We start from the raw sequence: 24,923 nt of genomic DNA on the forward strand, positions 1-24,923 counted from the left end.
AGCGAACAACGGGTGATCCACATCCATTTGCAGCATACGGCTATGGTCGTGCATTTGCGAAGCTGCTTCACAAAGTGCCAAAGCTGCTTTTAGCCTTCTAGCAGCTCATCAAAAATCTCCCTGAATCGGTCCGCCACAGAGGAAGCTCCCTCCTCCAGCTCTTCCGCATCGAAATAATAACGTTCATGAGATTCATCCAGATCAAGCATATCAGCCATTAGCCCTTTGAAGCCGCGCGTTTTGCGGTCGAACTCCAGAATGATTTCGACGCCATCTTCATCCGGGTAAAAAACAAGCTCAAGCTCATCCACCGTGCTTCGGTACTCCCCATTTTGATAAGGAATGAATTCGAAATTCTGAATAAAAGGCAAGTGATAATCGGCTTGCGGGTAGTATTCGTTCTCAGCTTGATGCAAATGAAGACCCAGTTCTTCCAGCGCTTCAAAAATGACAGCAACATGCGGATGGGCCAATACTTCAATGTCATCCCGATCAGAAGGGTCAACGGCATTATTAATATCTAAACCCGTTCGAATCCAAATCGGACTCACACCGATTGAAATTGGCGTTTCATGAGGAAGCATGAACTCAAAAGGAATTTCAAGCTCTTCCCCTGGTGCAAAAACCAGACTCTCCGCAAGCAGAATATTCGCTACCACGATACTTTCTTTCTCTAAACGCACTTCCGTGCGACCATCGCGATTGGCATCCGTCTCCACTGGCTTCAAGTATTCCGTCATAATTTGAAAATAAATGCGATCTACCTTTTGCTCAACACTTCCGCCTTTAGCTTTGATAATCCCCTCAACGATCTCACCAGGAATGAATTCTTCCGTATGAAACTGCGTATCAATATCCACATTGCCAATTCCCACTCTGGCTAACATTTTCTTAAAAAAGGCCACGGCTGAATAATCCCCCTATATGTATCATGAATTTAGTCTTCTTGCTCGCTGTCATCATCCTCTGCAAACAACGCCCGGAAATACCGTTCTCTATGGTTCAAAAAATCTCTCGTCAAATTAAAATGATCTGTGTCTTCATACTGGATTGGCTCAATGGATGTTTCTGAAAATTGCAAAATGCGCGCCTGGGGATAAGCCATTAAGATCGGAGAATGGGTGGCAATAATAAACTGTGCTTGGCCTTGCTGTTCTAATTCCCAAATAATCCGCAAGAACGCCAGCTGGTTTTGGGGGGATAAAGCAGACTCTGGCTCGTCCAGCAAATAGATGCCCTTGCGATCCAATCGGTTTTTAAAAAAGGTCAAAAACGCTTGTCCATGCGACTGCTCATTGAGCGATTTCCCGCCATAAGGCGCGTAGGCAGAATGGCCCACGAAAGGTTCTTTCGCCAATTGATCTATATAGCCGGCAAACGTATCAAAGGTCTCCGCCCGGAAAAAGAAACCGTTGCTGATCTTTGGCAGCCATGACAATCTCATAATTTTGGCTAGTGACACATCGTCTTTCTCCTTGGTAATGGTAAGATCTCTGCCTCCTACGACACTAAACCCGCAGGACACGCCGATGGCTTCCAGCAGCGTTGATTTGCCAGAACCATTGTTGCCAATAAAGAAGGTCACATTGGATTCGAACCGATACTCATCAAAGGACTGGATGGTCGGGATATGATATGGATATTGATCTTTCTCCACTTGTGACAACTGGGACCAATCTAGGGAAACTCGTTGTAAAAATGGCATTCGTGTTGGTGGCTCCTCCATGCGTATGACGTTAATTCGTCGACGTTCTCCCCGTCATGATGTTCACTTTTATCCTAGCAGAATCATATAAAAATTTCCATATACGATATTCGATGACACGCAAAAAACTATCCCACGTAAAATTGTACGAAGGATAGTTTTTCAAATTTACCTATTCAACTTTCAAAAGCCGCCATTGTTGATTTTTACCGCCATTGTCCGTCCATTGAATCGCTGCGCCGCCATTCGCCTTGGAAGCACCGGAAATATCAATGATTTTCGAGGTTGCTCGATTTTTCAGCTTAAAATTTCCGGCTCCGCCATCCACAATTTGCCAGTGCTGACTCGTCCAGCCGCCATCTGCCCACTGCTCGATGATTGCGCCATCTGCGGTTGAACCACTCTCAACGCCGATTAATTTGCCGCTGGCGCGATTCATAATTTTGTAGTATCCACTGCCGGCACTAACGAATTTCCATTGCTGACTGTACCAGCCGCTATCGATATATTGTTCCAGATCATCCCCGTCAGCTGTCCCTTGATTCAGGACGTTGAGCGCTTTGCCGCCATTGCGGTTCTCCAGAATGTAATAAGCGTTCGTATCGATCGCCGGCGAGGAAGCCGTCACCGTCCCTGTGCTTGTATCCAAACTGACATTGCTGCCCCAGCTCATGGATAATGAAGTGCTGGAAGGAAACGACAGCGGCAGCCAAACATATCGGGATTCCATTACCTTGCCGCTCCAAGCACCTGCCCAGCGATCCCCCATATAGAGATAAGTCGTTGAACTGGAGCCTTCTATTGGCAGCACATAGGCGCTTTGAGAATCATAGGTTGTGGCATCACCGAAATTACTAAGCCCGCTCCAAGTTCCTGTAATACTGGTGGCTGTGGCATATTTCCCTTGATTCGGATCCCAGCCAGTCGCACCGGAAGTTACCAGAAAATAGACGCCATTTCGTTTGAACATAGCCGGCGCCTCACGGTATTGTCCCACCCATAACGTCTGAACCAACGAATCAACACCGAGGAAATCGGGCGTTAATTTGTAAATGTTCATATCCGCATTCACCCTTGTTGCCGAAATCAAATAAGCAGTCCCGTTATCGTTGAAAACAGTCATATCCCGCGAATCATAACCAAGCGGACGGAAGCTTCCTTGATACGTATAGGTTCCATCCACTGTGCTGGATGAAGCCACCGCTGTCCGCGCTTGCCCATAATCGACGCCATTTTCCCAATGCATCCATAGGACGAATTTATTCGTTGAGCTGTTGTAAATAACTTTAGGCCTTTCAATATTAGATACATTCAGCTCAGCTGCTGAGCTTTTCGTCAGGACATTACTGCGGAACTCCCACGTTTTGAGATCACTCGAGCGGTAGCACGACACCGCATTGAACGTACCGTCCGCATTGCGATTTTCACCAAACCAGTAATAATAGCTGCCCACTTTAAGAATACCACCGCCATGAGCATGAATGATATTTCCACTCGTGTCCTTGAATTGAATGCCATTCTGCACGTTTTCGGCAGCAGCCTCTGTTTCATTTGAAAATAACCAAACACTCACCAGCTGTAATCCCAGCACAACGACCAACAGGTAGCATAAAGAGCGCAGCATTGTCTTTTTCATCACAAAATCCATCCTCTCTTTGGTTGCATTTGTGTACACAGGTTAGGCTTCACAAGCTGTTCTGTTTACAAAGATCACTGCCGATTAAGCGCTTACATAACTGCGAGTTGCATCACCTCCTTAGACTTACAATATAAGGAAACCACGTCTCATTTCTACTGAATAATCCCGCAGAAGTATGAACTTTTGCAACTTTTTGGGTGCAAACGCGAAAAAACCGCAGGGGATTTTCCCCTTGCGGTTCTTTTACGTGCAGCCGGGCGAGACTGCTTTTTTCGCCGGCTCGGCGCTACCCCCTATTTTTCATGATAAAGATCGCAGCAAAATGTCTCTAACTGTATCCCGAGTCATGATTTTATATTGGCCTACTTGGTCTTTCATGAAGGATTTGTGCACGAGCTCGTCAAGTCGGCTGTCATCAATCCCATAATCGCCAAGTCGATTCGGCGCTCCGAGCGAATTCCAGAAATCGCGAAGGGCCTGACACCCTTCAATGGCAACTTCATAGTCCGTTTTACCTGTTGGATCTATGCCAAATACGGTTATGGCCAGCTTCTTCATACGGGACGGATCTTCTTCCGCACAATGCCGCATCCAGTTCGGGAATACGATGGCCAAGCCGCCACCGTGCGGGATGTCATAGATCGCTGACAAGCCGTGCTCAATCTGATGTGATGCCCAGTCTCCGCCATCCGTGCCGCTGGACAAAAGCCCATTGAATGCCGTTGTGCCTGCATACATCACGGTAGCCCGATGCTCATAGCTGTTCAAATTAGCCAGCAGTTTCGGTGCTGCGTCGATAACGGTCAATAAGACAGATTCCATGAAGCGGTCCATCATCTCCGCATGCTCTGTTCTGTGGAAATACTGCTCCAACACATGCGACATCATATCGACAATCCCATAGACCGTCTGATCCCTTGGGACCGAAAAGGTGAACTCCGGATCCAGTATGGAGAATGTCGGATAAGCAAGAGGGCTGCCCCAGCCGCGCTTCTCATTCCGTTCCCAATGCGTGATTACCGATATATTATTCATCTCTGAGCCTGTAGCTGCAAGCGTCAATACCGTACCGAACGGAAGCGCTCTGGTTGGCGTCGCTTTGCGGGTAATGATATCCCAGACATCCCCCTCATAATAAGCGCCGACCGCAATAGCTTTTACACAGTCGATCACACTACCCCCGCCAACGGCCAAAATGAGGTCAATCTGATGGTCGCGGCACATTTGTATTCCCTTCTGTACCGTTGTAAGCCGCGGATTCGGTTCAACGCCGGATAATTCGACGACTTCGGCTTGCATATCCTCAAGCTGTTCTTTGACAGCATCATAAACGCCATTTGTTTTTATGCTCCCGCCGCCATAGACGAGTAATACTTTTTTGCCGGCAGTACCCAGCTCCTGCTTTAACTGCACGATCTGCCCTTGGCCAAACCATAGCCGGGTTGGATTATACTGTAGAAATGACTGCATGTCTGTCTCTCCTTTGATGACTGAATTCTTCAGAATTATATCATATGCAGATAGAAATTCCGAAACCGAGCGAATCCATGTCAAAACATCAATTCCCCTATGCACAATTAGCATTCGCCCTGTTCATCCCCTGCAAGCTTTCATAAGATAGACAGAGGTGATCCATTCATGCCTAATTATCGAATTATTGTCGATCTATCCGATTTTCAATTGTATCTGCTGGATGTCAATCGTGTCGTACGCGCTTTCCCCATAGGCATTGGCAAAATGCTAACCAAAACACCCACAGGCGAGTATTTTATCATAAACAAGCAACCCAATCCCGGCGGTCCTTTTGGCGTATTCTGGATGGGGTTAAGCAAGCCGCATTACGGCATTCACGGAACCAATGATCCTTCCTCGGTTGGCCGGAGAACCTCCCATGGCTGTATCCGAATGTACAACGAGGATGTGCTTGAATTAGCTGCCATCGTCCCCATTCACACGCGGGTTACGATTCGCTCCTAACGCATGAAAAGAACCGTATATGTCACATACCATTATGTGAGACATACGGTTCTTACCCAACTGCGTATTAGATTCGATGTACAGGCAGCGAGAATGAAATACTGCAGCCTTTGCCCAGTCGGCTTTCTGCCCAGATCTGCCCGCCATGATATTGGACAATTTCCTTGGCAATCGCAAGTCCGAGTCCGCTGCCGCCTGACGTACTCCGTGATTTGGACACTTTATAGAATCTTTCGAAAATATGCGGTAAATCTTCTTCGCTAATCCCAACACCGGTATCCGTCACTCGAATAACGAGTTCGAAGGGCTCTGGTCTTATGGTGACAAGCACGTTAATAAACCCGCCTCGGGCAGAAAATTTAATCGCATTGTACAAAATATTCGCATACACTTGCTCAATACGATCCGTATCTACCGTGAGCAGCAAATCTTCTCCTTCTGTCGGAGACATATCCAATGTGTACGTAATTCCCGCATTCGCTGCGTCCAGCTCGTATTTGGCAAACAATTGCCGAACCATCGTTTGGCAGGAAGTTGGAGCCAGCTGGAAATGAAACTGTTTGGTCTCAAGTCGACTTAGCTGGTATAAATCCGTGATAAGCCGCTGAATACCCACTATGCGCATATGAACGACTGACAAATACTTTCTCTGCTCCTCAGGCTCTTGAATCACACCATCCAGAATAGCCTCAACATAGCCTTGTATCGACGTTAACGGCGTTCCTAAATCATGAGAAATATTGGACAGCAAGTCTCGGCGCGATGTTTCCATCAGGATCAATTCATTCGTCCGCTCTTTCACTTTGGACTCCAAATCATTATATAGTCTTGCATTTTCAATTGAGATGGCCGCCTGAGCCGAAAGCAGCTTGATGATATCCAAACGATCGGAAGTAAACGCATTGCGAATTAAATTATTTTCCAGATAAAAGACCCCGACAAGATTGCCTTGATGCAGGATAGGCTCGCAGAAAATGGATTTCGCATCTGTCTCGCGAATATACGGATCATGGGTGAAGAAGCCGGTATTCGCGGCATCATCCAGTACGACACCTTCTTTGGTGCGTGCTACGAATTGAATGACCGCTGCTGGGAGATCTTCTTTCGTTTCTAGAGCCACTGGGTTCACAATGCACGAATCTTTCCCGTCCAGAGCCAGCATTTCGGCTTCAACAAACAAGTTGTCTCTCTCTTTGAGAACCAAAATGCTTCGCTCTGCGCCGGAGGAGAACGTAACAATCTCCATTAATCGCTTAATTAGTTGATCCAGATTGACCTCGCTGGACAATGACCGGGATGTGTTCATAATCGTCATGAAATCTAATGCTTGCAGCGAGTAATCGCTGATATTCGTCGTACTCCAGTCCAGCTGTTCCTTCAATGAGGTCAAATAATTCGGATACCTCATCTTCAGCTCGTCGGCTTTGGCCTTCGCTCCCCAGCTCAAGTAACCATAATATGCGTCAATCAGATAGGTTTTGGCGATTTTATCACGGCCGGCTTCCTTATACAGCCGCCCTGCCAGCTCGCAAGCAATGGCTTCATGCTGAATAAAACCTTGCTCCCTTGCTTGTCGAATGGCGTGTTCATATCCTTGCTCCGCTTTGGGCACATGGCCTGTCACACGACTCCATTCAGCATGCATCAGCAAGCTCAAATGGGAGAAATTTTCCGGACAATGCGCAGCCCATTTATCCATCTTGCGCAGCATTTTACGCATCAACTTAGCGAACATTTTTTGTTCGGCAACGGCTGCATCCTTGTAAACAGCAGCAATCGAAAGAGCATAATAGAAATAATTCTCGGGAATATGGAACAAACCGAAAGAGACAGCTTGCATGGATTCTGCATCCTTGCCAGCCTTAAGCGCTTCCGCAAATTGCCCGAACAAATAATTCAGCATGATTTTCTTCACTTTGTACTCATGCAGGATGACTTGATTCGAATGAATCTCCAGCTTGCGAACGAATTGTTCTTCGTCTTCTTCATCAATGCCAATAATGAGGGGATTCGCTGCTTTCCCTTCTAGATTCAGAATGACCATACGCAGCATTTCCATCATAAGCAGCGTATCATGATGATTCGTTTGCTCTAGAATGCGATAGTGCTTATCCAGATCCTCCTGCACTTCAGCCAGGGCGACACCTTGAAAATCTTTCACCAAGACCTGATACGTAAGCGCATACCCGGCAAAAACCAAGTCGCCATCCTCGATCCCGCTTTTGAACGATTCTTTCAGATGCTCCAAGCACATTTGCAGAGGCTTAACCCATGGGGTGACGAATAATCCGAAGGAAAAGTGGCTTTTGCTGCGGAACTGATGGGACTGAAATCTGGCATTCATTCTGTCTCCCAGCTGACCATATTGATAGCCACGCTGATAATCGCCGAAGCCTGATCCCAGAATTAATCCATACGACCCGTATACATAGGCCATACAGGAAGAATTCCCGTGTTTCAAAGCACTTTTGGTCATAATAAACATAAATAACACAAATAAGTTCGTATTCACGAAGTAAGCAGAGACGGCTATGCTCATCATCAAATTCATGAGCCGCGTCATGTAGGCATCTTCCATCAGTGGCAGATCATACAATTGAAGTGTATTCTTCCGCCCAATCTTTGCTTTCAAATTCATATAAGCCAAGAAAATATTCACGCTAGTTGGCTCTTTGGGAATCCGAAGTCCTTGCTCCGCCAATGCTTTCAAGCCCACTTCCACACTTTTGTGCTGTTTCCCGACATTGGTATACAAAATCACTTGTAAATTATAGACTTCGAGCTTCAATTCATTCGTCCGCGCGTCGGAGAGCAGCAGTTCGTAGGAAGCTTCCGCCTCGTCCGCCTGTCCATTCAAATAAAGCACCTCAGACTTCTCCAAACGAATGGAAAAACCAAGTTCTGCCAATTCTGTACCTTCTACCAACCTCAGTAAGGCCAAAGCTTTATTGTAGTATTGCAAAGCAGAGCGGTAGGCATTGGAGGATTTGGCTTTGCGGCCTGCGCGAAGATTAAACTCGAGCAGTTGGATAATCTCCTGTCGCCCCGAGATTAGACCGGAACCGATGTTCATATGATTCACGATATCGAACAACCGCTGCTCGATCTCTGTTTCATGCAAATGTTCCATCAGCTTATTCGCGATCATGTAATGCATTTCAGGCAGCAGCGCTTGCTCGATGGACCCATAGACGGCTTCTTGAATTGAATCATGCACAAACATAAACCGGATATCTTGCGCCGCTGAATTCCCCTGTATTTCGGTATAAAATTTATAATCGGTTCCCACCGGGATAATGAGTCCGGTTTGAATGGAGATTTCTAATTCCTGCAAAACCTCGACAAACGGGGTCACGGCAATGATTCCCAGTGCTTCCAGATCAAAAGAAGCGCCAAGGCACGCAGCTAATCGCAGCAAATACTGAGTTCTAGACGGCATTCGCTGGAGCTTCTCAGCAAGGAGAAACATCAGGTTATCCGTAATCCGAAGCTTCTGAATTTCATTCATATCCCAAATCCAACGATTAGCTTCATAACTGAAGGTCAGCAAATTCTGTTCATACAATGCCGTAAGAAATTGCTTGACGAAGAAGGGGTTGCCGCCGGTTTTTTGCAGGATGAGCTGTGCCAGCTCCGCCACCTGTTGATGCTCTGTTTTCAATGAATCTGCGATAAGCAGTTGGACATCCCCAATGACGAGCGGCTGCAGGCGGATCATCTCTGAAGTAAGTCGAGCTGGCAGCTTGTCCAGCAGTTGAACATGCGTAGAGGATAACAAATTGTCATACTCGCTTCGATAGGAGCCAATGAAGAGGAAGTGCCGCATCTGCGAATCGTTCAAAAGCAGCTCAATAAATTGCAAAGAAGCGGCATCCGCCCACTGCAGATCGTCGAGAAACAGGACAATTGGCCTGTCCTTGGCACAGAAAATGAACAAAAATTGCTGCAGCAGATAATGTAATCGATTCTGCGTCTCCTGCGGAGGCAGTTGCTTGGCATTAGGCTGTTCACCGATAAGAAGCACAAGCTCCGGTATGAGATCGATCAAGACTTTACCGCTTGTCCCCAGCGCTTTGAGCAAGCGTCCGCGGTACTCTTCAATCTGTTGATCTTTCTCTGTCAAAAGCTGCCGAACGAGCTGCCGCAAGGCCCTAGCCAAAGCATGGTAGGAAACATGCTGCTTATTCGGCTCGAACCGGCCTGATAAAAACCAACCATGATCCTTCATGATGGTTTTCATCGTCTCGGCAATCAGAAAAGACTTGCCATACCCCGATTCGCCTGTTACCCAAACGGCTTCCAGCGATCCATGCACAGCACGTCCATATACATGAAGGAGCTTCTCATTTTCATTCGCGCGGCCATACAAGCCTTGCGGGATTTGAAACATATCTGTCATGTCATAGAGTCCAATGGCAAAGTGCTCCAGCTCATCCGGCGACTTGCTGATCATCAAGCAATGCTCAAGATCCTGAATGATGCCGTAGGCGCTTTGATAGCGTTCTTCCGCATTCTTCGCAAGCAGCTTCATCACAATATCCGAAAGCGGCTTAGGAATATCCATTCGGATGTTGTCCGGTGGGATTGGCGTCACCGCTAAGTGTGAGTGAATCAGCTCTACCGGATCTTCCGTTTGAAACGGAAGGATCCCAGTGAGCATTTCATAGAATGTAACGCCTAAAGAGTAATAGTCGGAGCGATAATCGATAATCCGATTCATACGCCCCGTTTGTTCGGGCGACATATAGCTAAGCGTCCCCTCAAGCATGAGGGGGTCCAGCATCTCCTGTCGTTCTCTGGTGAAAGACGAGATGCTGAAATCCGCAAGCTTCATAATCTGCCGTTCCGGATTCATAATAATATTGCTAGGCTTAATATCTTTATGTATGACATAGCGTTGATGAATATCTCCGACAATTTTGACCAACTGGATCGCAGAAACTAAGAACGTTTGTAAAGATTGGCGAAAAAGCGGGAAATACGACGATAACGTATCTCCATCAAAATCCTCCAGAATAAGCGCGACACCGTTCTGATGCTTGGGAAGCCCGAGCGGTTTAACAATTCCGGGAATATCCAGCATTTTACCAATTTCAAACTCTCGCTTTAATCTGGCAATATCCGTGGAAAGCGGAAAATCAGAGCGCAGCGTTTTGATAATCACTTTGTCCATGGTCGGTTTATGAACAGCCCGATAAAGCACAGTTCGGTCACCTTGATATATTTGTCTGATTAATTCGTATTCCGGCAAAATAAGCATAAACTCCTCCTAGTAAAACAAGCAGCTAGGTACGTCTCTAAAAAAGCTTGCCATCCCAAGGAAGTCCTTTTTCAAAACGACGCTTGTCATGGTGATGATAAGGCTTCAACACATCAATATTCCAAAGCTCAAACGTGTACATATCCCAAATCTCACATGGCTCTTCCGTAGAATTGTCTTGCTTCAAAATCGCATTAACCGCACGACGCGCCGCTTCATTCGCTCCTTCCATAGTTGCTAGATTCGTATTCGTACGAACGTAGTCAGCAGCAAGAAACAAATTGGGAATTGCCGTGTAGGCTTCCGGTCTTAAATCCCAAGTTCCAACACGATTGATAAGCAGAGGCTCCATATTCGTACATGCTTGTTCAGGGTTCTCAAATTGTATATCGGTATCCAAGAACCAAGAATGCAGCACTTCGTCTTCCAAAATAACAGCGCCATCCACATTCAGACTTTTCTTCATTTGCGCCCATACTTCTGCCTTGATTTCTTCAGCTGTACAATATGTAGCAGACTTGCCGAACAAAATACCAGGGGTATCCCAGTCGGAAATATCAACGGATAAAACACCTTTCACGGTGCCATCCCCATATTGGCTAAGATCAACATCCGGCCAGAACTGTTTCTGGGAAACCGATGTCAGCGACCAAGGCGCATCTAGGTAAATGACATGACCATGCGTAATCGGCAGCTCTTCCTTCAAATAATACTGAATGCCGTTCATCCAAGCAACAGAATCTACAAGCTTTTGTACACCAGCAAGAGAAGGATCTGCCTGCAGCATGGCATCCGTGACGAATTTCCCCATCACTTCCACAGGGAAGGCAGCAATGTAATAATCCGCCTCAATGTCAAAGGTTTGACCATTTTCCGTAATTGTGGCTCCACGAATCACGCCGTCCGCGCAATTTATGCTTTCAACTTTCGCTGCCAAATGATAATCTACGCCATGTTCTTGTAAAAAAGCGAGCCAAGGATTAATCCATTTATCATTCGTTGGACCGTTCAAAAGACGTACGAAGCTTGTACCTGGTGTTGTGATATCTAGGGTCATTTGTACAGCGACTGGGCCTACCGTCTGGGTGTTAGCGATTTTGGATTGGCAAGCAACGAGGGTTTTGGTAAATCCAGCAAATATTTTTTGAAAGGCAGGGGACTGTTGATCAGCTTCAATAAAGTTCCACCAATCAATAAGATTATATTCATCACGAATACGTTCATCACAGCTCGTCATCACCTGCCACATCTTGCGTCCGTATTGTTCTATGTCTTCTACCGTAAGTCCTAAACCGTTGTCAAAAAGATCCTTAAGCACGACCAAGAAATTATCTAAGCTGAATTCGATCTTAGCCAGCAGCGGCAGCAGAGGTGCTGTATAGGTTGCAATGTCTAAACGGGTTACTTCCATTAAGTTATCATAGACATAACCATTTTCATATGGAATTCGTTTCAACGTATCAATAACATGCCGGTAAAAGCGAGGAAATAAGCGGAAGCCATGCTCGCCGGGAAGATCTTTCCTGCCATCAGTCCCGCTTCCGACGTAAGGCATACTTCTGGCTTTGCCCCCTGGAATATTCTTAAACTCGTAGACTGAAACCTCATAACCTCTGATAATTAACTCATGCGCGGCACTTAATCCAGCGACACCGCCGCCCAAAATTGCGACTTTTTTCACCAATATTCCTCCTCAATTTGGATCTTATTGTAAATAATTGTGTAAATCCATCATATCATCTAGGTCATATGAATCATAGACTTTAGTTCAATAGAAATAGAAAAAGAAAATAGTGGGCAAACCATCCCGTTTTCTATTCCGAATATCTTTGATCCTAAATTCCTAAAAGCGCACGAATCATATATAATAGAGAGAAATCCTGAAGAGCCACTTCGGAGAGGATGTTATTCACATGCAAAACAAAATAGGAACAAGGTATATGCCGGGAGCTCCGATCCTCTCTTTACCACAGGGGAAACTGACATACGGTGACGATACATTTCTGACACGAAAGGTCCTTCTTTATCAAATAGAGCTGAGTGCCGGACAATCTGGCGTCGATTATATCCGCAAACTTAACCATAAAGCAGCATTCATTCATGATGGCTTTCAGCATATCCTCGACACCTCGGTTGATGAAGCATCCGTCACAATCATCCTGCAAGCCAAACCTGGTTCCTTATTCTCCCAAAGAATGAAGGGTTGGACGTATCCTCATATCGTCGAACTTATTGCCGATCTCGGAGTTTCCTTGCTGGATGCCATGGAAGAGCGCATTACAGGCTTCTCCGTTGATCCCGAGAATCTCTGGCTTTCAGATCATGATAAGCTATCAGTCATCAATTACTGGGATGTGGGCAATCCACAGAACCAAGGAGCCGTGGGGCTGTGCCGCTTAATGATTCAGCTCTTCACGGGAACAGACACGATTCCTGGCGCTTTTGAAGTGATGCATACGCATTTGGAGCGTGCTTCCATTCCTTCTGCCACCTATGAGCAAAAGATGGCCCTGATTCGGCTGGTGAAGCTTGTCTGCCAAGGCCAAGCCTCTCTCTCCTCGCTGATTTTCGGCTTGCGCAGCTTGCCTTCTTTCGCACATCAGCAGGACTCAAAACCTATACATAGCGAGATTGTACCTAATCAGTCGGTCGATAAGCCTCAGGATGATGAACCAGATGAACCTGCAGAAACAGCAGAAACACGCTCAAACCGGAAACCAGAACAATCCGCCAGCTGGCTAAAAAAAGCCGCGCTTGGCGCAGTCGCTCTATTCGTCGTAGTCATTATTATCGTCTGGGCCCTATGGCCTGCAAATAAGCCAAGTCCGCCTGTTGAAGTGCCACCAGCCCAAACAGACACAAAACCATTGCCTCCGACAGCAACTCCGGTGGCCAGCCCAACTCCGAAGCTTGGAGGAGATTCAACCAAGCAAGCCGAAGAAGTCGTCATTCCGAATCTCGTCGGCCTATCCCAAGAAGACGCTCATCAGCAAACGCTGGCAGCAAGGCTGCACTATGAATTTTTCATTGAGGCAAACGATTTGCCGAAGGGAACCGTCATTAGACAAGACCCGCCAGCTGGCACCAAAGGCTTAGAGGGCGACAATGTCACCTTCTGGGTGAGCAAGGGTAATAATTAGAAGGTAATCTGGTTCAGTTCCACCTATAAACAGTAGTTAAGTGAGCCTAATTCAAAAAGCCTATAAGCCCCTATATAAAGGGACTTATAGGCTTTTATTCTCTAGTCGAGATCTGCTGCTGTTTACTTAAATGACGAACGTGAGCTGATAAAATGAAATTTTCCGACATGCTAAGTAGTGAATAGCTTAATGTCTTTCTGCACACACCATTTGAGATTTTGCGCTTCCATTCGCTCAAGCCGCAGGGTGCAGGGTCCCAATACGCGAAAGCCTGCAAAAATGCAGGCATTTCCCTCGAAGTCGGCTGAAAATGAGTAAAGCCTGCGATTATGCAGGCTTTTCGAGCGTTTCTATCAGCTGCTCCAGAAATAGCCCCAAAAGCCTGCATATTTGCAGGAATCTATTGATTTGGGCCTTTCCAGAATTTCGGCAAAATAAGCAAGATGAGCTGCATTACAATCTTTTCATTGAGGCAAACGATTTGCCGAAGGGAACTGTCATTAGACAAGACCCGCCGGCTGGCACCAAAGGCTAAGAGGGCGACAATGTCACCTTCTGGGTGAGCAAGGGTGATAATTAGAAGGTACTCTAGTTCAGTTCCACCTATAAACAGTGGTTAAGTGAGCCTAATTGAAAAAGCCTATAAGCCCCTATATAAAGGGACTTATAGGCTTTTATTCTCTAGTCGAGATCTGCTGCTGTTTACTTAAATGACGAACGTGAGCTGATAAAATGAAATTTTCCGACATGCTAAGTAGTGAATAGCTTAATGTCTTTCTGCTTTGAGATTTTGCGCTTCCATTCGCTCAAGCCGCAGGGTCCCAATACGCGAAAGCCTGCAAAAATGCAGGCTTTTCCCACGAAATCGGCTGAAAATGAGTAAAGCCTGCGATTATGCAGGCTTTTCGAGCGTTTCCATCCTCTAATCCAGAAATAGCCTCAAAAGCCTGCATATTTGCAGGAATCTATTGATTTGGGCCCTTCCAAGACCAAAAAGGATGCATATTTGCAGGAATTTAGCAAAATAAGAAACGTGGGCTTGCACACAAGGATGCTGACCTTAAGCAACTTCCCTGCTTAAGGACACCCCTTCCGCGCCCAGCCCATTCGTTGCTTTCGCTTCGCTCCCGCACTTCTCTGCTTTCGCTTCCGCGCTTCCCTGCTTTCGCTGCGCTCCCGCACTTCCCTACTTTCGCTGTGCTTCTGCACTTCCCTGCTTCGCCCCGCTCGCAGCAAGAATAAACCTCAACCTTTTACTGCTGATCCTACGGTTAACGCTTTTTCGACTTGCTCGCTGAACAGGACATAGACAAGTACAGTCGGCACACTGGCAATGGTCATTGCCGCGCCCATGGCTCCCCAGTTTGTTGTGAACTGGCCTTGGAAAAACAACAGCCCAAGCGGCAGTGTTTTCAGCGACTCTTTGGTAATTAGGATCAGCGCCATGGTGAACTCGTTCCACGCTGACAAGAAGACGAAGATAACCATTGTGGCAATCGCCGGCTTAATAATAGGCAAAATAATCGCATAAAAAGTTCGGTAAATGCTTGCCCCGTCCATACAAGCTGATTCTTCGAGCTCAACCGGAATGCTGCGGAAGAAACCGTAGAATACCATGCTCGAAAAGGAAATATTGAAGGCAATATAGGGAATAATCAGCGCCCAATACGTGTTGGCCAAGTGGAAATCGCGCACGAGAATGGCTAGTGGAATCATGATAACTTGTACGGGAATGAACATCCCGATAACGACGTAAATTCTAGCTGCTTCTTTCAGACGCCATTGCATTCTGGCAACCGCATAAGAGAAAGTTACCGCAAGGGCAATCGTTCCTACGACAGTAGCGGCGGCAACCAGCAAGCTGTTGCTGAAGTATACCGGGACATTGAATCTGGACCATGCATCCACATAGTTTTCGAAACGCAGATGCGTCGGGAGACCAAATGGATTCGTAACGAAGATTTCATTGTTATTTTTCAGCGAATAAAAGACCATCCATAGCAGCGGATATACCGACAATCCTGCATACACCCATAAGAAGATGCCCAGGAGCGGATTCTTTTTACGCAATTTGAGTATTCCGTTCATCTGTCATCCTCCTTAAAAGGTAATTCGTTCTCTAGCGATCAAACGGTTAATAGCCAATGTTACAATCAAGCACTCAATCACAAGGAAAGCTGCCGCAGCACTGCCATACCCGAACTCACCGACGCGGAAAGCAGAGCGATACATCAAGTACGTCAAGGTGTAGGTAGAATTCCCCGGGCCTCCGCCCGTCATAATGAACATGTTTGCGAAAGCATTGAGTCCGCCCGTAATCGCCAACACTAAGCAAAATTTGTATGTTTCAGCTAACATCGGAATCGTAATGGACCAATGCGCCCGCCACTTGGATGCTCCATCAATCCGCGCAGCTTCCAAATATTGCTCGGGAACTGACTTCACAGCTGCCAATAGGAGCGCGAATTGATAACCCATGTACTGCCAGGCATTGACGAAAGCAATGGCAAAAATCGCGGTTTTGCTGCTTGTCAACCAATCTTGGCGATAGGAGATCCCAAGCGCCTCGAACAATTTATTGAACAAGCCGTATTCACTGTTATACATCGCCAGCCAAAGCTGACACACAACCGTAATCGAAAGAACCACAGGAATAAAGTAGCTAATACGCAGAAACTTGCTTCCTCTGAACCCTTCGGCCACGGCAAAAGCAAGCACACTGCCGATTCCGATCTGAACGACGGCCAGGATACCTGCAAAAACAAGACCATTATAAAGTGAAGTGTAGAAAATGTTGTCTTGAAACAAGCGAATATAGTTGTCCAGATAAATAAAAGTGCCTTCGCTTAGTCCATCCCATTCGAATGTACTGCGATAAAACGTTTGTAAAATCGGATAAAACACAATAACTGTATACAAAAGGAGTGCAGGCAGTGTGAAGAGCATGATAGCTGCCTTATTTCCCATGAATTTGCGCATGTCATCACTTCCCTTTTTTAGTAGAAAACTCACACCGGTCTTGCGATCCAGTGTGAGTTTCCTTGTCCATAGAAACCTTGTTTATTTCGCGGTAACAGCTGCTTTATTCAAATCTTTCACGAATTGATCCGACGTGTAATTACCCGTCAACAGGTTCTGTGTAGCATCTTCCAATGCTGCTTTGAATTTTGGATTGGACAATCCCCATGAGAATGCCGTCGTGCTTGTCATTTTCGGAATATCTTTGGAAAGCTGCTCCATCATCGGCGGGAATTGCTTCACGATAGGCTTATCCACTTTTGTCGCTACGATCGGGTTGCCACGGTTCGTGTATTTGTATTCCGCGTACTTCAAGGAAATAAAGGATGCGACTTTGGCTGCAAGCTCTTTGTCTTTGGTGTTGGCCGATACGGCATAGCCGCCAGGTCCGCCGCTGCCGCTGAACGCTGTTTTGCCTTTTTCGTACGCAGCTGCATCCGCAGCCGGAAGGTACATGTAGCCGGCTTTATCGCCAAGCGCTTTGGTTGCTGCTTCAATTTCCCATTGTCCGTTAATGAACATGGCTGCTTTGCCTTCATGATAAAGCGCTGCCGCTTGATCGTAGTTCAAGTTCGTTGCGCCTTTAGGCAGCATCCCTGCTTTAACGAGCTCAATGATTTTGTCAGCAGCTGTTTTGTAAGCTGCGTCCTCTGCTTTGGCAAGACCTTTATCCAGTTTCGTCACGCCTGCAGGTTCTGCACGTGAAACGAACATGTCATAAAGGGCCACGCACGGCCATTTTTCTTTGGCAAAAATAGATAACGGCGTAATGCCTTTGCCATTGAACGCTTGGACCGCTGCCATCATTTCATCATAGGTTGTTGGCACTTTCACGCCATTTTTCTCAAACAATTCTTTGTTGTAGTAAAGAAGCGCTACTTCATTGCCGGCATAAGGGAAAGCATACGAGTGGCCATCATCTGTAATCAGTGTATTCATGGCACTTGGCTGCATTTTATCCTTGAAACCGAATTTCGTTACGTAGTCATCCAATACCAAAATATTGTTCGATTTTTTAAATGTATCAATAATGTCCAGCCCTGCTTGGAAAATGTCCGGCAAATTGCCTGTAGCAGCATAGGTCTTCAGCTTCTGACCATCATCTTGCGCTTGAATATCAAGCTCCAGCTCTACATTTGGCATTTCCTTCTTCAATTCGGCAACGGCGTAGTCATAAGGTGTTTTCGTATCTTCATCCGCATATTGCGCATAAATTCGAAGCTTAACCGGCTTGGCGTCCGATTTCACGGCTGCTGATGTTGCTGCTGCCGTAGCCGCCGGCGTCGTTGCGGTGCTTCCTTCTTTGGCTGTATTCGTAGAACCGCAAGCGGCAAGACTCGTAGCAGCAAGTAAGCTTACAAGCGTGACTGCCATTTTTTTCATTTGGTTGACCTCCCAGGCATTATGTGCATTTGTCTTCTTTACAACCCCAGTATAGAAGGAAATGAGCCTTGTGATAATGGAATAACTGCGGGCTTCTTGTAAAATCCGCACATTTGCGAATATCCCTTACAAACGATTATTTTCATACTCACTAGGAGAGTAGCCAAAAAACTTCTTAAAGCTTTTACTGAAATAGCTAGGATCACTAAAGCCAATTAGTTCGGCAATATCCGCTAGGCGCATGTTCCCTTTTCCGAGCAGATCCTTCGCTTTATGCATGCGGACATGCGTGACATAATCCGTTACAGTCATCCCGATTTCCTTCTTGAAGACAGCCCGAAGATAGCTGGGATTAATAAATACCTGCTGGGCGATTTGATCCAGTTGCAGCTCAGTGTCGCCATAATGCTGCTCAATATACTCCTTGGCGGATTGGGCAATCTTCGATGAGCGTGTCTTCCGATGCTTGCCGGTATAGACAATGGCTTGACGAAACAACTGCTTAATCCACTCGGATGTGGCTTCAATTGATGCCAACCGCTTAATTTCACTGTATGGGAAAAAGGCTTCGCCAAAGCAGTCCTCGATCGGATGTCCCGTTTCTGTCACATAAGACAAGCAGACCGAAATCAAGCCCATGCTGATGACATAGGTATACTCCAGAGACAGCCGCTGCTCACGAATGGATTGAAAGATTTCTTCCAGCTTAGCCTCAACCTTTTCCTCATTTTGCATGCGTAATTGCACAAGTAAATCCTCGTTCACCTCAGTCGGATAAAACGCTTGTCCACCGCTCTCCAGCGCACCTGAGCCATAGGCAATAACCCGATCATGTCCCAGCACAAATTTGTTCTGCAGCGCCTCAAGCGCCTCCAAATAGGAGGAACGAATCCCTTTATAGCCGGACTGACTTCGACCGACACCAACCGTAATCGTAAATTTCAAATATTTCTTGATGAGGAAACATAATTTCTCGTAGCCGCCCAGCGGCGGTGTTTCCAAACTCCCCTTCCCTTGATGCTCCACCAAGCAAATAATGCGCCCCTCTGGCCCATTGAAGATCAAATGATTTTCCGTTTCCTCCAATGCTTCATTGAGAATGTTCGTTACCGCATATTTCCACAGCAATCGTTCACTCACTTTATTCCATTTGAGGTCCAAATTATCAATCTCGATACAGGCCACGACAAAACAGGAGGAATCGAAGCATTCGCCGAACTGCCCAAGCTTTTGACGTGTCTCCTCATCGGAATGATTGTATTCACTACTCAGCAAATGATTCAGAAAGCTCTCTTTCATGAGCAGCTGATTTTCCTTCAATGTAGATTTCTCTTCCTGCACCCGCTGGTGCTCCTTTTGCAGCTTAAGAAGCGTCAGCGTAAGCTCATCTTTCGAAAATGGCTTAAGAATGTAATCCTCTACACCTAATTTGAGCGCTTTGCGTGCGTAATCAAATTCGTTATGACCTGTAATCAGCACGACACTGGTCGCAGGGTAGCGTTCTTTGAGCTGCTCCGTCAAACTGAGCCCGTCCATAAATGGCATCGTGATGTCCACGAGAGCAATGTCCGGTTGATGGATCTCAACCTGTTCCAGCGCCTCGAGGCCATTCTTGGCTTCTCCGCAAATTTCAAAACCGTAGGCTTCCCAATCCAAGGCCGTACGCAAGTATTCTCGAAAAATAGATTCATCGTCCACAATTAATATTTTCTGCATGTCTTATCCTTCCTCACTTTGAAAAGGCAGCCATAAGGTCACTTTGGTTCCCTGCCCCAATTGACTTTCAATTTGCAGCCCATACTCTTCGCCAAAATAGAGCTGGATGCGATCCTTGACATTGCGCAGCCCGTAACCGACCGCTTCCTGCTCTGTTTCCGGCTTGGACACCAGCGCTTCAAGCCGTTCAGGCGGCATTCCGACCCCATCATCACTGACGATGATCCGAATTTTCCCTTCGACGATTTCTCCCGTTACTTTCAGCAGCCCAAGACTCCCCTTCGTCTTCAAACCATGATAAATCGCATTTTCAACCAGCGGCTGAATGGTTAATTTCGGAATAAGACCCGTCAGCACTTCATTATGCATGTCGAACTCAAATGTAAACACATCGGAATAACGGATACGCTGAATGGATAAGTAATCCTTCACATTATGAACCTCTTCCTCCAGCGTAATCGTTTCTCGCCCTTTGCTCAGGGCAACCCGATAAAAGTCAGCTAACGCTTTGGTCGTTCGCTGCACATCTCTGGCGCGCCCCATCTCGGATAACGTATAAATAACGTCCAGCGTATTATACAGAAAATGCGGCTTGATCTGCGCCTGAATGAGCGCAAGCTCATATTCCCGCTTCTTCTTTTGCTCAAAATTAATGTTCGTCAGCAGCTCTTGAATTCGCCGAATCATCGCATTGAACCCTGAGGCCAATAGTCCGATTTCATCTTCAGAATCAATCTGAAATTCATGATCCAATGTGCCTTCCTTGACTTTCTTCATATGTTTGGTCAGCCCCATAATCGGCTTGGCGATTAATTGCGAAAGCATGCCGGCACCAAGCAAGGCAAAAAATAAGCAAACCAAACCAATCAGAACAATTAGCAGCGTAATCTTACGTGTATCAGCGGTCAACGATTCCAGCGGAGCCATCGAAATAAGCTTCCAACCAAAGCTTGGAACGTCAGAGCTGACAACGAGCGTTTTCTCATGTTGGAAGGAAGTCAGATCCGACGTATGCGTGCTGGACGTGATCCACTCCTTCATAGCCGGATCAGCGACTTCTTGAAGCACATCCTGCGGCTGCTGCGAAGAGACAACAACCCCGGTATCGTTGACAATAAAATAGCTGCCATCCTGGATAGAGCCGATTTTCTGATAAATCGCCGACAGCGAGCTTTCCTTGATGTTCAAAACGAGAATTCCCAGCTTCTGCCCCGTATAAATATTGACAATCCGCTTGCCCAGCGTCATGACAGTCTCATCCGAATCGTGCGTCAAATAATCGCGCCTCTGCATAGGAAACCAAATATTGTTGCCGCTGGAGCCGTCAATCTGCTTCAGCATCTCACTGCTGCGGACAAGCTCCAGATTCCGCTCCAGCAGCAGATTTGAGCCAAAAATACGATTGCTCGTGTCAATGAACGCAGCGGACTGCACATCCGGGAATACGAGCAAGGCAAAGCTCAATTGATTCGTAATTTGCGTATACATTTGCAAGCTTGTTTCCGGAGCCCCCTGCGTTTGCGGGTCTTCGACAATAACCTTGTTGAGATTTATCGTCAGCATATTGGCGCAGCTCTCCACATTCGTCAACATGCCTGTGATTCGCGTAATAATTAACGAGGAATTGTCGGAGACGTTTTTAATAGTCTTTTTGACAATTGCATCCGTATAGACATGATTGGACACAAACCCCAGCACAAACAGAGGGACAAAAATAAGCGGAAAATAGATGACAATGATTTTATACCAAATGCGTTGATTGCGAAACCAATGCAGCGAAAGGATATGTTGGTAAAATGGCATAACGGCCCCCTTATGCATAATTAATCACATTGTAAAGGATTCAGCTTAGCATTGAAATATCGCTTAATCAACTGGTTTTATCGAAGGCATCCTGATCCTGCAAGCGCGAAGTTGACGAACCCTTTATTGGATTTGAGCAATGAGAACCATAGCTATTTTCATATTGGATACAAAAATGGACGACTGATACAATAAAATTCAATACATATAATTCTCAGCGGAATTATTGGTTTTGTTATTGGAGGAGGTGATCAAATGCCCTATGAAGAGGCATTCATGGAATTGAAAGATGTGAGCGTGACCTACTCCGGCCCGCTGCCAGGCCAGCTTCACCACGTCTTACATCCACTAAACCTTCAAGTCAATGAAGGAGAATTCATCTGTTTGCTTGGTCCAAGCGGCTGCGGCAAAACAACCTTGTTGAACTGCATCGCCGGCTTCCAAACCTATGAAGGCACTATCACGCTGCAAGGTCAACGGATCACCAAACCTGGGAAGGAACGGGGTGTCGTTTTCCAGGATTATGCCTTATTCCCTTGGTTTACCGTCGAGCAGAATGTCGCGTTAGGTCCCAAAATGAACGGTTTGCCTAAAGCCAAACGCTCCTCTTTAACAGAGCACTGTTTGCGCTTGGTAGGACTGGAAAGCTTCGCCTCGTATTACCCGAACCGTTTATCCGGGGGGATGAAACAACGGGCCAGCCTTGCAAGAGCTTTAGCGAATGAGCCTTCCATCCTGCTGATGGACGAACCCTTTGCCGCACTGGATGAACAAACCCGAGAAACCATGCAGAGCGAGCTGCTGGAGATTAAAAGAAAGAGCGGAATCACTTGTATATTCGTCACACACAGCATTTCAGAGGCCTTATATTTGGCTGATCGCATTCTTGTTCTTTTGCCCAGACCTGGCCGCGTCGCCCTTGACCTTGCTTTGGATTTGCCGCACATCCGGGATCGAAATGATGATCGTCTTTTCCGCTATCAGAAGTTGATCCGTTCTGTACTCAGAGAGGAGCCGCCTGCACATGGAGAAAGCAAGCCCAGCAACCAAATCTTGGAACCCATCCTTGCCTCATATCCATAAAATCACCAAATCCCCCTTGCTCACTTACGGTGGAAAAACACTGGTGGGCTCCATTGGCATCATTATGGTACTCGCGATCTGGCTTGCCATCACTTGGCTAAAGTGGCTTCCGGCTGCCCTTCTTCCCAGTCCTCTGGAAGTTGCCGACACAGCAGCAAACATGCTGCGTAACGGATCGCTGATTACACATATACAAGCGAGTCTTCAACGCGTACTGCTTGGCTTTCTCCTCGCATTCATTCTCGCGCTTCCTCTTGGTGTTGCTTTGGGCACTTGGGAATTTCTACGAAATGCCCTCAATCCGCTCATCGAGCTCATTCGCCCGATTCCCCCAATTGCCATGATTCCTTTGGCTATTTTGTGGTTTGGCATCGGTGAAATGTCCAAAATCTTCATAATCGTTTATGGCGCTTTTTTCCCGCTCCTGCTGAATATCATTGGCGGTGTCAGCCAAACCGAAGCTTTGCACATCAAAGCGGCGCAATCCCTGGGAGCCAGTCGCTTCCATATTTTCTACTTCGTTACCTTGCGTGCTGCCATTCCGAATATTGTCATCGGTATGCGGTCCGGCATTTCCATGGCTTTTATTTGCCTTGTTGGCTCTGAGCTTATCGCCGCTAATGCCGGGCTTGGCTTTCTCATTCAAGAGGGCAGAGCCTTGTACAAAACAGACCAAGTATTCGTCGGTATGATTGCCATTGGTCTTGTGGGACTCGCTATCAACCGTTTGCTAATCGCTTTAGAAACCTATCTGATTCGTTGGAAATAACGATTTCATTCTGGAGGCCATAATCCTTATGCATGTATTCAACCCTAAGTCCACTCGCATTCTAACCATCACACTCTTCTTGCTGATCGCTTTATTGGTGACAGCATGCGGGCAAACCCAGCAAGCATCAGCCCCTACAGTTTCACCAGCCTCCGCCGCCCAATCTCCTGCAGCTCAATCCTCGGATAAACCGGCAGCCGCCTCTGCCACAAGCACTCCTGCGGCTGCCGCCAAGCTGGAAACGACTTCCCTCACCATCGGTTCCGGACGCGATCCGCAGCTCTCTCCGCTTCTGATTATTGCGAAGGAGCAAGGATTTTTTCAACAAGAAGGCTTGACCGTTGATATCAAACTGTTCGCGGCAGGGCCTGATGTCGTTTCGGCCATCGCTTCCAAAAGCATTCAATTGGGTTCCACAGGGGATATCCCCCCGCTAATTGCCAAAGCTTCAGGTTTGCCTCTCCAAGCGATTGCCCAGCATTCCGATATATCCGGCGTTCAAACCCTTGTCGTCAATCCGGATAAAATCAAAAAACCAGATGACTTAAAAGGAAAAAAAGTAGCCTATGTTTCAGGAACCGCATCAGAAGCCTTTTTCCTCAAAATTGTTGAAAAATACGGACTTGATCTGGGCACTATCCAATCTTTTAAAGTTGGCCCAACCGAAATTTTACCTGCATTTCAGAAAAAAGATGTCGATGCCTTCGTCATTTGGCAGCCTATTGCAGCTAAAGGCGTCAAAGAAGCAGGCGGTTTTCAACTTCTGACTGCTACACAATCATACATCCCTGGGGCCGAAGGACCTCAAGCCTTGTTCGCTTCCTACTCCCTGCTCGTCGGCCATAAAGACTTCTTAGACAAAAACCCGGAAACGACCAAAGCCGCACTCCGCGCTTTACGCAAAGCGGCAAGCTTCATCAAATCGAATCCCGACGAATCCGCAGCTTTCGTTAGCAAGACATTAGAAACCGATATCGAAACGATCAAAAGTATCTTCCAGCTAAACAAATATGCACTGGACATTACGCCTCAAGTTGTTGATTCCTTAACAAGCATCTCTACCTTTCTGCTCAAAAACGAAAAAATCAAAGCCATACCTGACTTAAAAGAGTTTATCCAAACCTCATTCTTAAAAGCGGTCGATCCCGCCTTAGTGACTTGGGCGCCGTGACTGGACAGGTTAGGGAAATGAACAAATTGGGGACATGAACAGAGTTTATGGGGCTGAGTAGTCTCAGGTATGACTGAATTCCCATAATTGGGGGAGCCACGGCTATCCCCGAGTTAGGTGGAACCGTTCATGGGACGAAAACCTGCGATAATACAGTTTTTCTCAACTGAATCGCATGAAAAAGTGGAAAAGCCTGCGATTATGCAGGCTTTTCCTGTTATTTCTTCCTATAATCAGGAAATCGCTTCAAAAGCATGCA

16 protein-coding genes and 1 pseudogene are annotated in these 24,923 nt (G+C 46.6%); 5 read left to right on the forward strand and 12 right to left on the reverse strand.

Annotated features, from left to right (window positions below; genetic code table 11):
- Window positions 1-89 precede the first annotated feature (89 nt).
- The 4 genes from BC351_RS11540 to BC351_RS11555 form a co-directional block, all read right to left on the reverse strand.
- Window positions 90-905, reverse strand: a complete 816-nt coding sequence (locus tag BC351_RS11540) for a sporulation protein (RefSeq protein ID WP_079411984.1) — start codon at window positions 903-905, stop codon at window positions 90-92.
- Between the two features lie 32 nt (window positions 906-937).
- Window positions 938-1,705 (reverse strand): AAA family ATPase, encoded by a 768-nt coding sequence (locus BC351_RS11545; RefSeq protein ID WP_079411986.1) that lies wholly within the window; start codon window positions 1,703-1,705, stop codon window positions 938-940.
- A gap of 172 nt (window positions 1,706-1,877) precedes the next feature.
- On the reverse strand, window positions 1,878-3,341 hold the full coding sequence (locus BC351_RS11550) for an RICIN domain-containing protein (protein ID WP_079411988.1): 1,464 nt from the start codon (window positions 3,339-3,341) through the stop codon (window positions 1,878-1,880).
- A 303-nt stretch (window positions 3,342-3,644) separates the two neighbouring features.
- Complete coding sequence (locus tag BC351_RS11555) at window positions 3,645-4,814, reverse strand: iron-containing alcohol dehydrogenase (protein ID WP_079412045.1); 1,170 nt, start codon at window positions 4,812-4,814, stop codon at window positions 3,645-3,647.
- A 168-nt stretch (window positions 4,815-4,982) separates the two neighbouring features.
- On the opposite strand from BC351_RS11555, the gene BC351_RS11560 reads away from it, so the two are divergent.
- Window positions 4,983-5,321, forward strand: coding sequence for a L,D-transpeptidase (locus BC351_RS11560; RefSeq protein WP_079411989.1), 339 nt, complete (start codon window positions 4,983-4,985; stop codon window positions 5,319-5,321).
- Window positions 5,322-5,388: 67 nt separating this feature from the next.
- Here BC351_RS11560 and BC351_RS44305 read toward each other — a convergent pair whose 3' ends face one another.
- From BC351_RS44305 to BC351_RS11570, 3 genes and pseudogenes are all read right to left on the reverse strand, one after another.
- Window positions 5,389-5,841: a sensor histidine kinase gene (locus BC351_RS44305; RefSeq protein WP_425270916.1), complete on the reverse strand. Its 453-nt coding sequence runs from the start codon at window positions 5,839-5,841 to the stop codon at window positions 5,389-5,391.
- A gap of 54 nt (window positions 5,842-5,895) precedes the next feature.
- Window positions 5,896-10,581 (reverse strand): annotated as a pseudogene (locus BC351_RS11565) (ATP-binding protein); the annotation flags it as partial.
- Between the two features lie 37 nt (window positions 10,582-10,618).
- On the reverse strand, window positions 10,619-12,262 hold the full coding sequence (locus tag BC351_RS11570) for a hydroxysqualene dehydroxylase (protein ID WP_244208963.1): 1,644 nt from the start codon (window positions 12,260-12,262) through the stop codon (window positions 10,619-10,621).
- Between the two features lie 232 nt (window positions 12,263-12,494).
- Between BC351_RS11570 and BC351_RS11575 the strand changes: the two genes are divergently transcribed.
- Window positions 12,495-13,721, forward strand: coding sequence for a PASTA domain-containing protein (locus BC351_RS11575; RefSeq protein ID WP_079411997.1), 1,227 nt, complete (start codon window positions 12,495-12,497; stop codon window positions 13,719-13,721).
- 1,245 nt (window positions 13,722-14,966) lie between these two features.
- Here BC351_RS11575 and BC351_RS11585 read toward each other — a convergent pair.
- The 5 genes from BC351_RS11585 to BC351_RS11605 all read right to left on the reverse strand — a co-directional run bounded on the left by BC351_RS11585 (window position 14,967) and on the right by BC351_RS11605 (window position 21,641).
- On the reverse strand, window positions 14,967-15,809 hold the full coding sequence (locus tag BC351_RS11585; protein ID WP_079412001.1) for a carbohydrate ABC transporter permease: 843 nt from the start codon (window positions 15,807-15,809) through the stop codon (window positions 14,967-14,969).
- 12 nt (window positions 15,810-15,821) lie between these two features.
- Complete coding sequence (locus BC351_RS11590; protein WP_079412003.1) at window positions 15,822-16,700, reverse strand: carbohydrate ABC transporter permease; 879 nt, start codon at window positions 16,698-16,700, stop codon at window positions 15,822-15,824.
- An 81-nt stretch (window positions 16,701-16,781) separates the two neighbouring features.
- Entirely contained in the window at window positions 16,782-18,122 is a 1,341-nt protein-coding gene (locus BC351_RS11595) for an ABC transporter substrate-binding protein (protein WP_079412006.1), read from the reverse strand.
- Window positions 18,123-18,248: 126 nt separating this feature from the next.
- Entirely contained in the window at window positions 18,249-19,838 is a 1,590-nt protein-coding gene (locus BC351_RS11600) for a response regulator (protein WP_079412008.1), read from the reverse strand.
- Between the two features lie 3 nt (window positions 19,839-19,841).
- Window positions 19,842-21,641, reverse strand: a complete 1,800-nt coding sequence (locus BC351_RS11605) for a sensor histidine kinase (RefSeq protein ID WP_158082055.1) — start codon at window positions 21,639-21,641, stop codon at window positions 19,842-19,844.
- A 255-nt stretch (window positions 21,642-21,896) separates the two neighbouring features.
- Between BC351_RS11605 and BC351_RS11610 the strand changes: the two genes are divergently transcribed.
- The 3 genes from BC351_RS11610 to BC351_RS11620 are packed head-to-tail and all read left to right on the forward strand — an operon-like array spanning window position 21,897 to window position 24,664.
- Window positions 21,897-22,724: an ABC transporter ATP-binding protein gene (locus tag BC351_RS11610; protein ID WP_079412013.1), complete on the forward strand. Its 828-nt coding sequence runs from the start codon at window positions 21,897-21,899 to the stop codon at window positions 22,722-22,724.
- Entirely contained in the window at window positions 22,666-23,493 is an 828-nt protein-coding gene (locus tag BC351_RS11615) for an ABC transporter permease (protein ID WP_079412016.1), read from the forward strand. Before BC351_RS11610 ends, BC351_RS11615 begins: the two co-directional genes overlap by 59 nt.
- A 28-nt stretch (window positions 23,494-23,521) precedes the next feature.
- Window positions 23,522-24,664, forward strand: a complete 1,143-nt coding sequence (locus tag BC351_RS11620; protein ID WP_079412018.1) for an ABC transporter substrate-binding protein — start codon at window positions 23,522-23,524, stop codon at window positions 24,662-24,664.
- Window positions 24,665-24,923: the final 259 nt, after the last annotated feature.

The sequence above is a fragment of the Paenibacillus ferrarius genome (genome assembly GCF_002027705.1).
In the GTDB taxonomy this organism is placed as follows: Bacteria; Bacillota; Bacilli; order Paenibacillales; family NBRC-103111; genus Paenibacillus_E; species Paenibacillus_E ferrarius.

What these genes read in the sequence shown, in the direction of transcription:
- BC351_RS11545 (WP_079411986.1), bottom strand. Translation starts at nt 1,705, where the DNA reads ATGCCATTTTTACAACGAGTTTCCCTAGATTGGTCCCAGTTGTCACAA.
- BC351_RS11550 (WP_079411988.1), bottom strand. Translation starts at nt 3,341, where the DNA reads ATGAAAAAGACAATGCTGCGCTCTTTATGCTACCTGTTGGTCGTTGTG.
- BC351_RS11555 (WP_079412045.1), bottom strand. Translation starts at nt 4,814, where the DNA reads ATGCAGTCATTTCTACAGTATAATCCAACCCGGCTATGGTTTGGCCAA.
- BC351_RS11560 (WP_079411989.1), top strand. Translation starts at nt 4,983, where the DNA reads ATGCCTAATTATCGAATTATTGTCGATCTATCCGATTTTCAATTGTAT.
- BC351_RS44305 (WP_425270916.1), bottom strand. Translation starts at nt 5,841, where the DNA reads ATGGTTCGGCAATTGTTTGCCAAATACGAGCTGGACGCAGCGAATGCG.
- BC351_RS11575 (WP_079411997.1), top strand. Translation starts at nt 12,495, where the DNA reads ATGCAAAACAAAATAGGAACAAGGTATATGCCGGGAGCTCCGATCCTC.
- BC351_RS11585 (WP_079412001.1), bottom strand. Translation starts at nt 15,809, where the DNA reads ATGAACGGAATACTCAAATTGCGTAAAAAGAATCCGCTCCTGGGCATC.
- BC351_RS11590 (WP_079412003.1), bottom strand. Translation starts at nt 16,700, where the DNA reads ATGCGCAAATTCATGGGAAATAAGGCAGCTATCATGCTCTTCACACTG.
- BC351_RS11595 (WP_079412006.1), bottom strand. Translation starts at nt 18,122, where the DNA reads ATGAAAAAAATGGCAGTCACGCTTGTAAGCTTACTTGCTGCTACGAGT.
- BC351_RS11600 (WP_079412008.1), bottom strand. Translation starts at nt 19,838, where the DNA reads ATGCAGAAAATATTAATTGTGGACGATGAATCTATTTTTCGAGAATAC.
- BC351_RS11605 (WP_158082055.1), bottom strand. Translation starts at nt 21,641, where the DNA reads ATGCCATTTTACCAACATATCCTTTCGCTGCATTGGTTTCGCAATCAA.
- BC351_RS11610 (WP_079412013.1), top strand. Translation starts at nt 21,897, where the DNA reads ATGCCCTATGAAGAGGCATTCATGGAATTGAAAGATGTGAGCGTGACC.
- BC351_RS11615 (WP_079412016.1), top strand. Translation starts at nt 22,666, where the DNA reads ATGGAGAAAGCAAGCCCAGCAACCAAATCTTGGAACCCATCCTTGCCT.
- BC351_RS11620 (WP_079412018.1), top strand. Translation starts at nt 23,522, where the DNA reads ATGCATGTATTCAACCCTAAGTCCACTCGCATTCTAACCATCACACTC.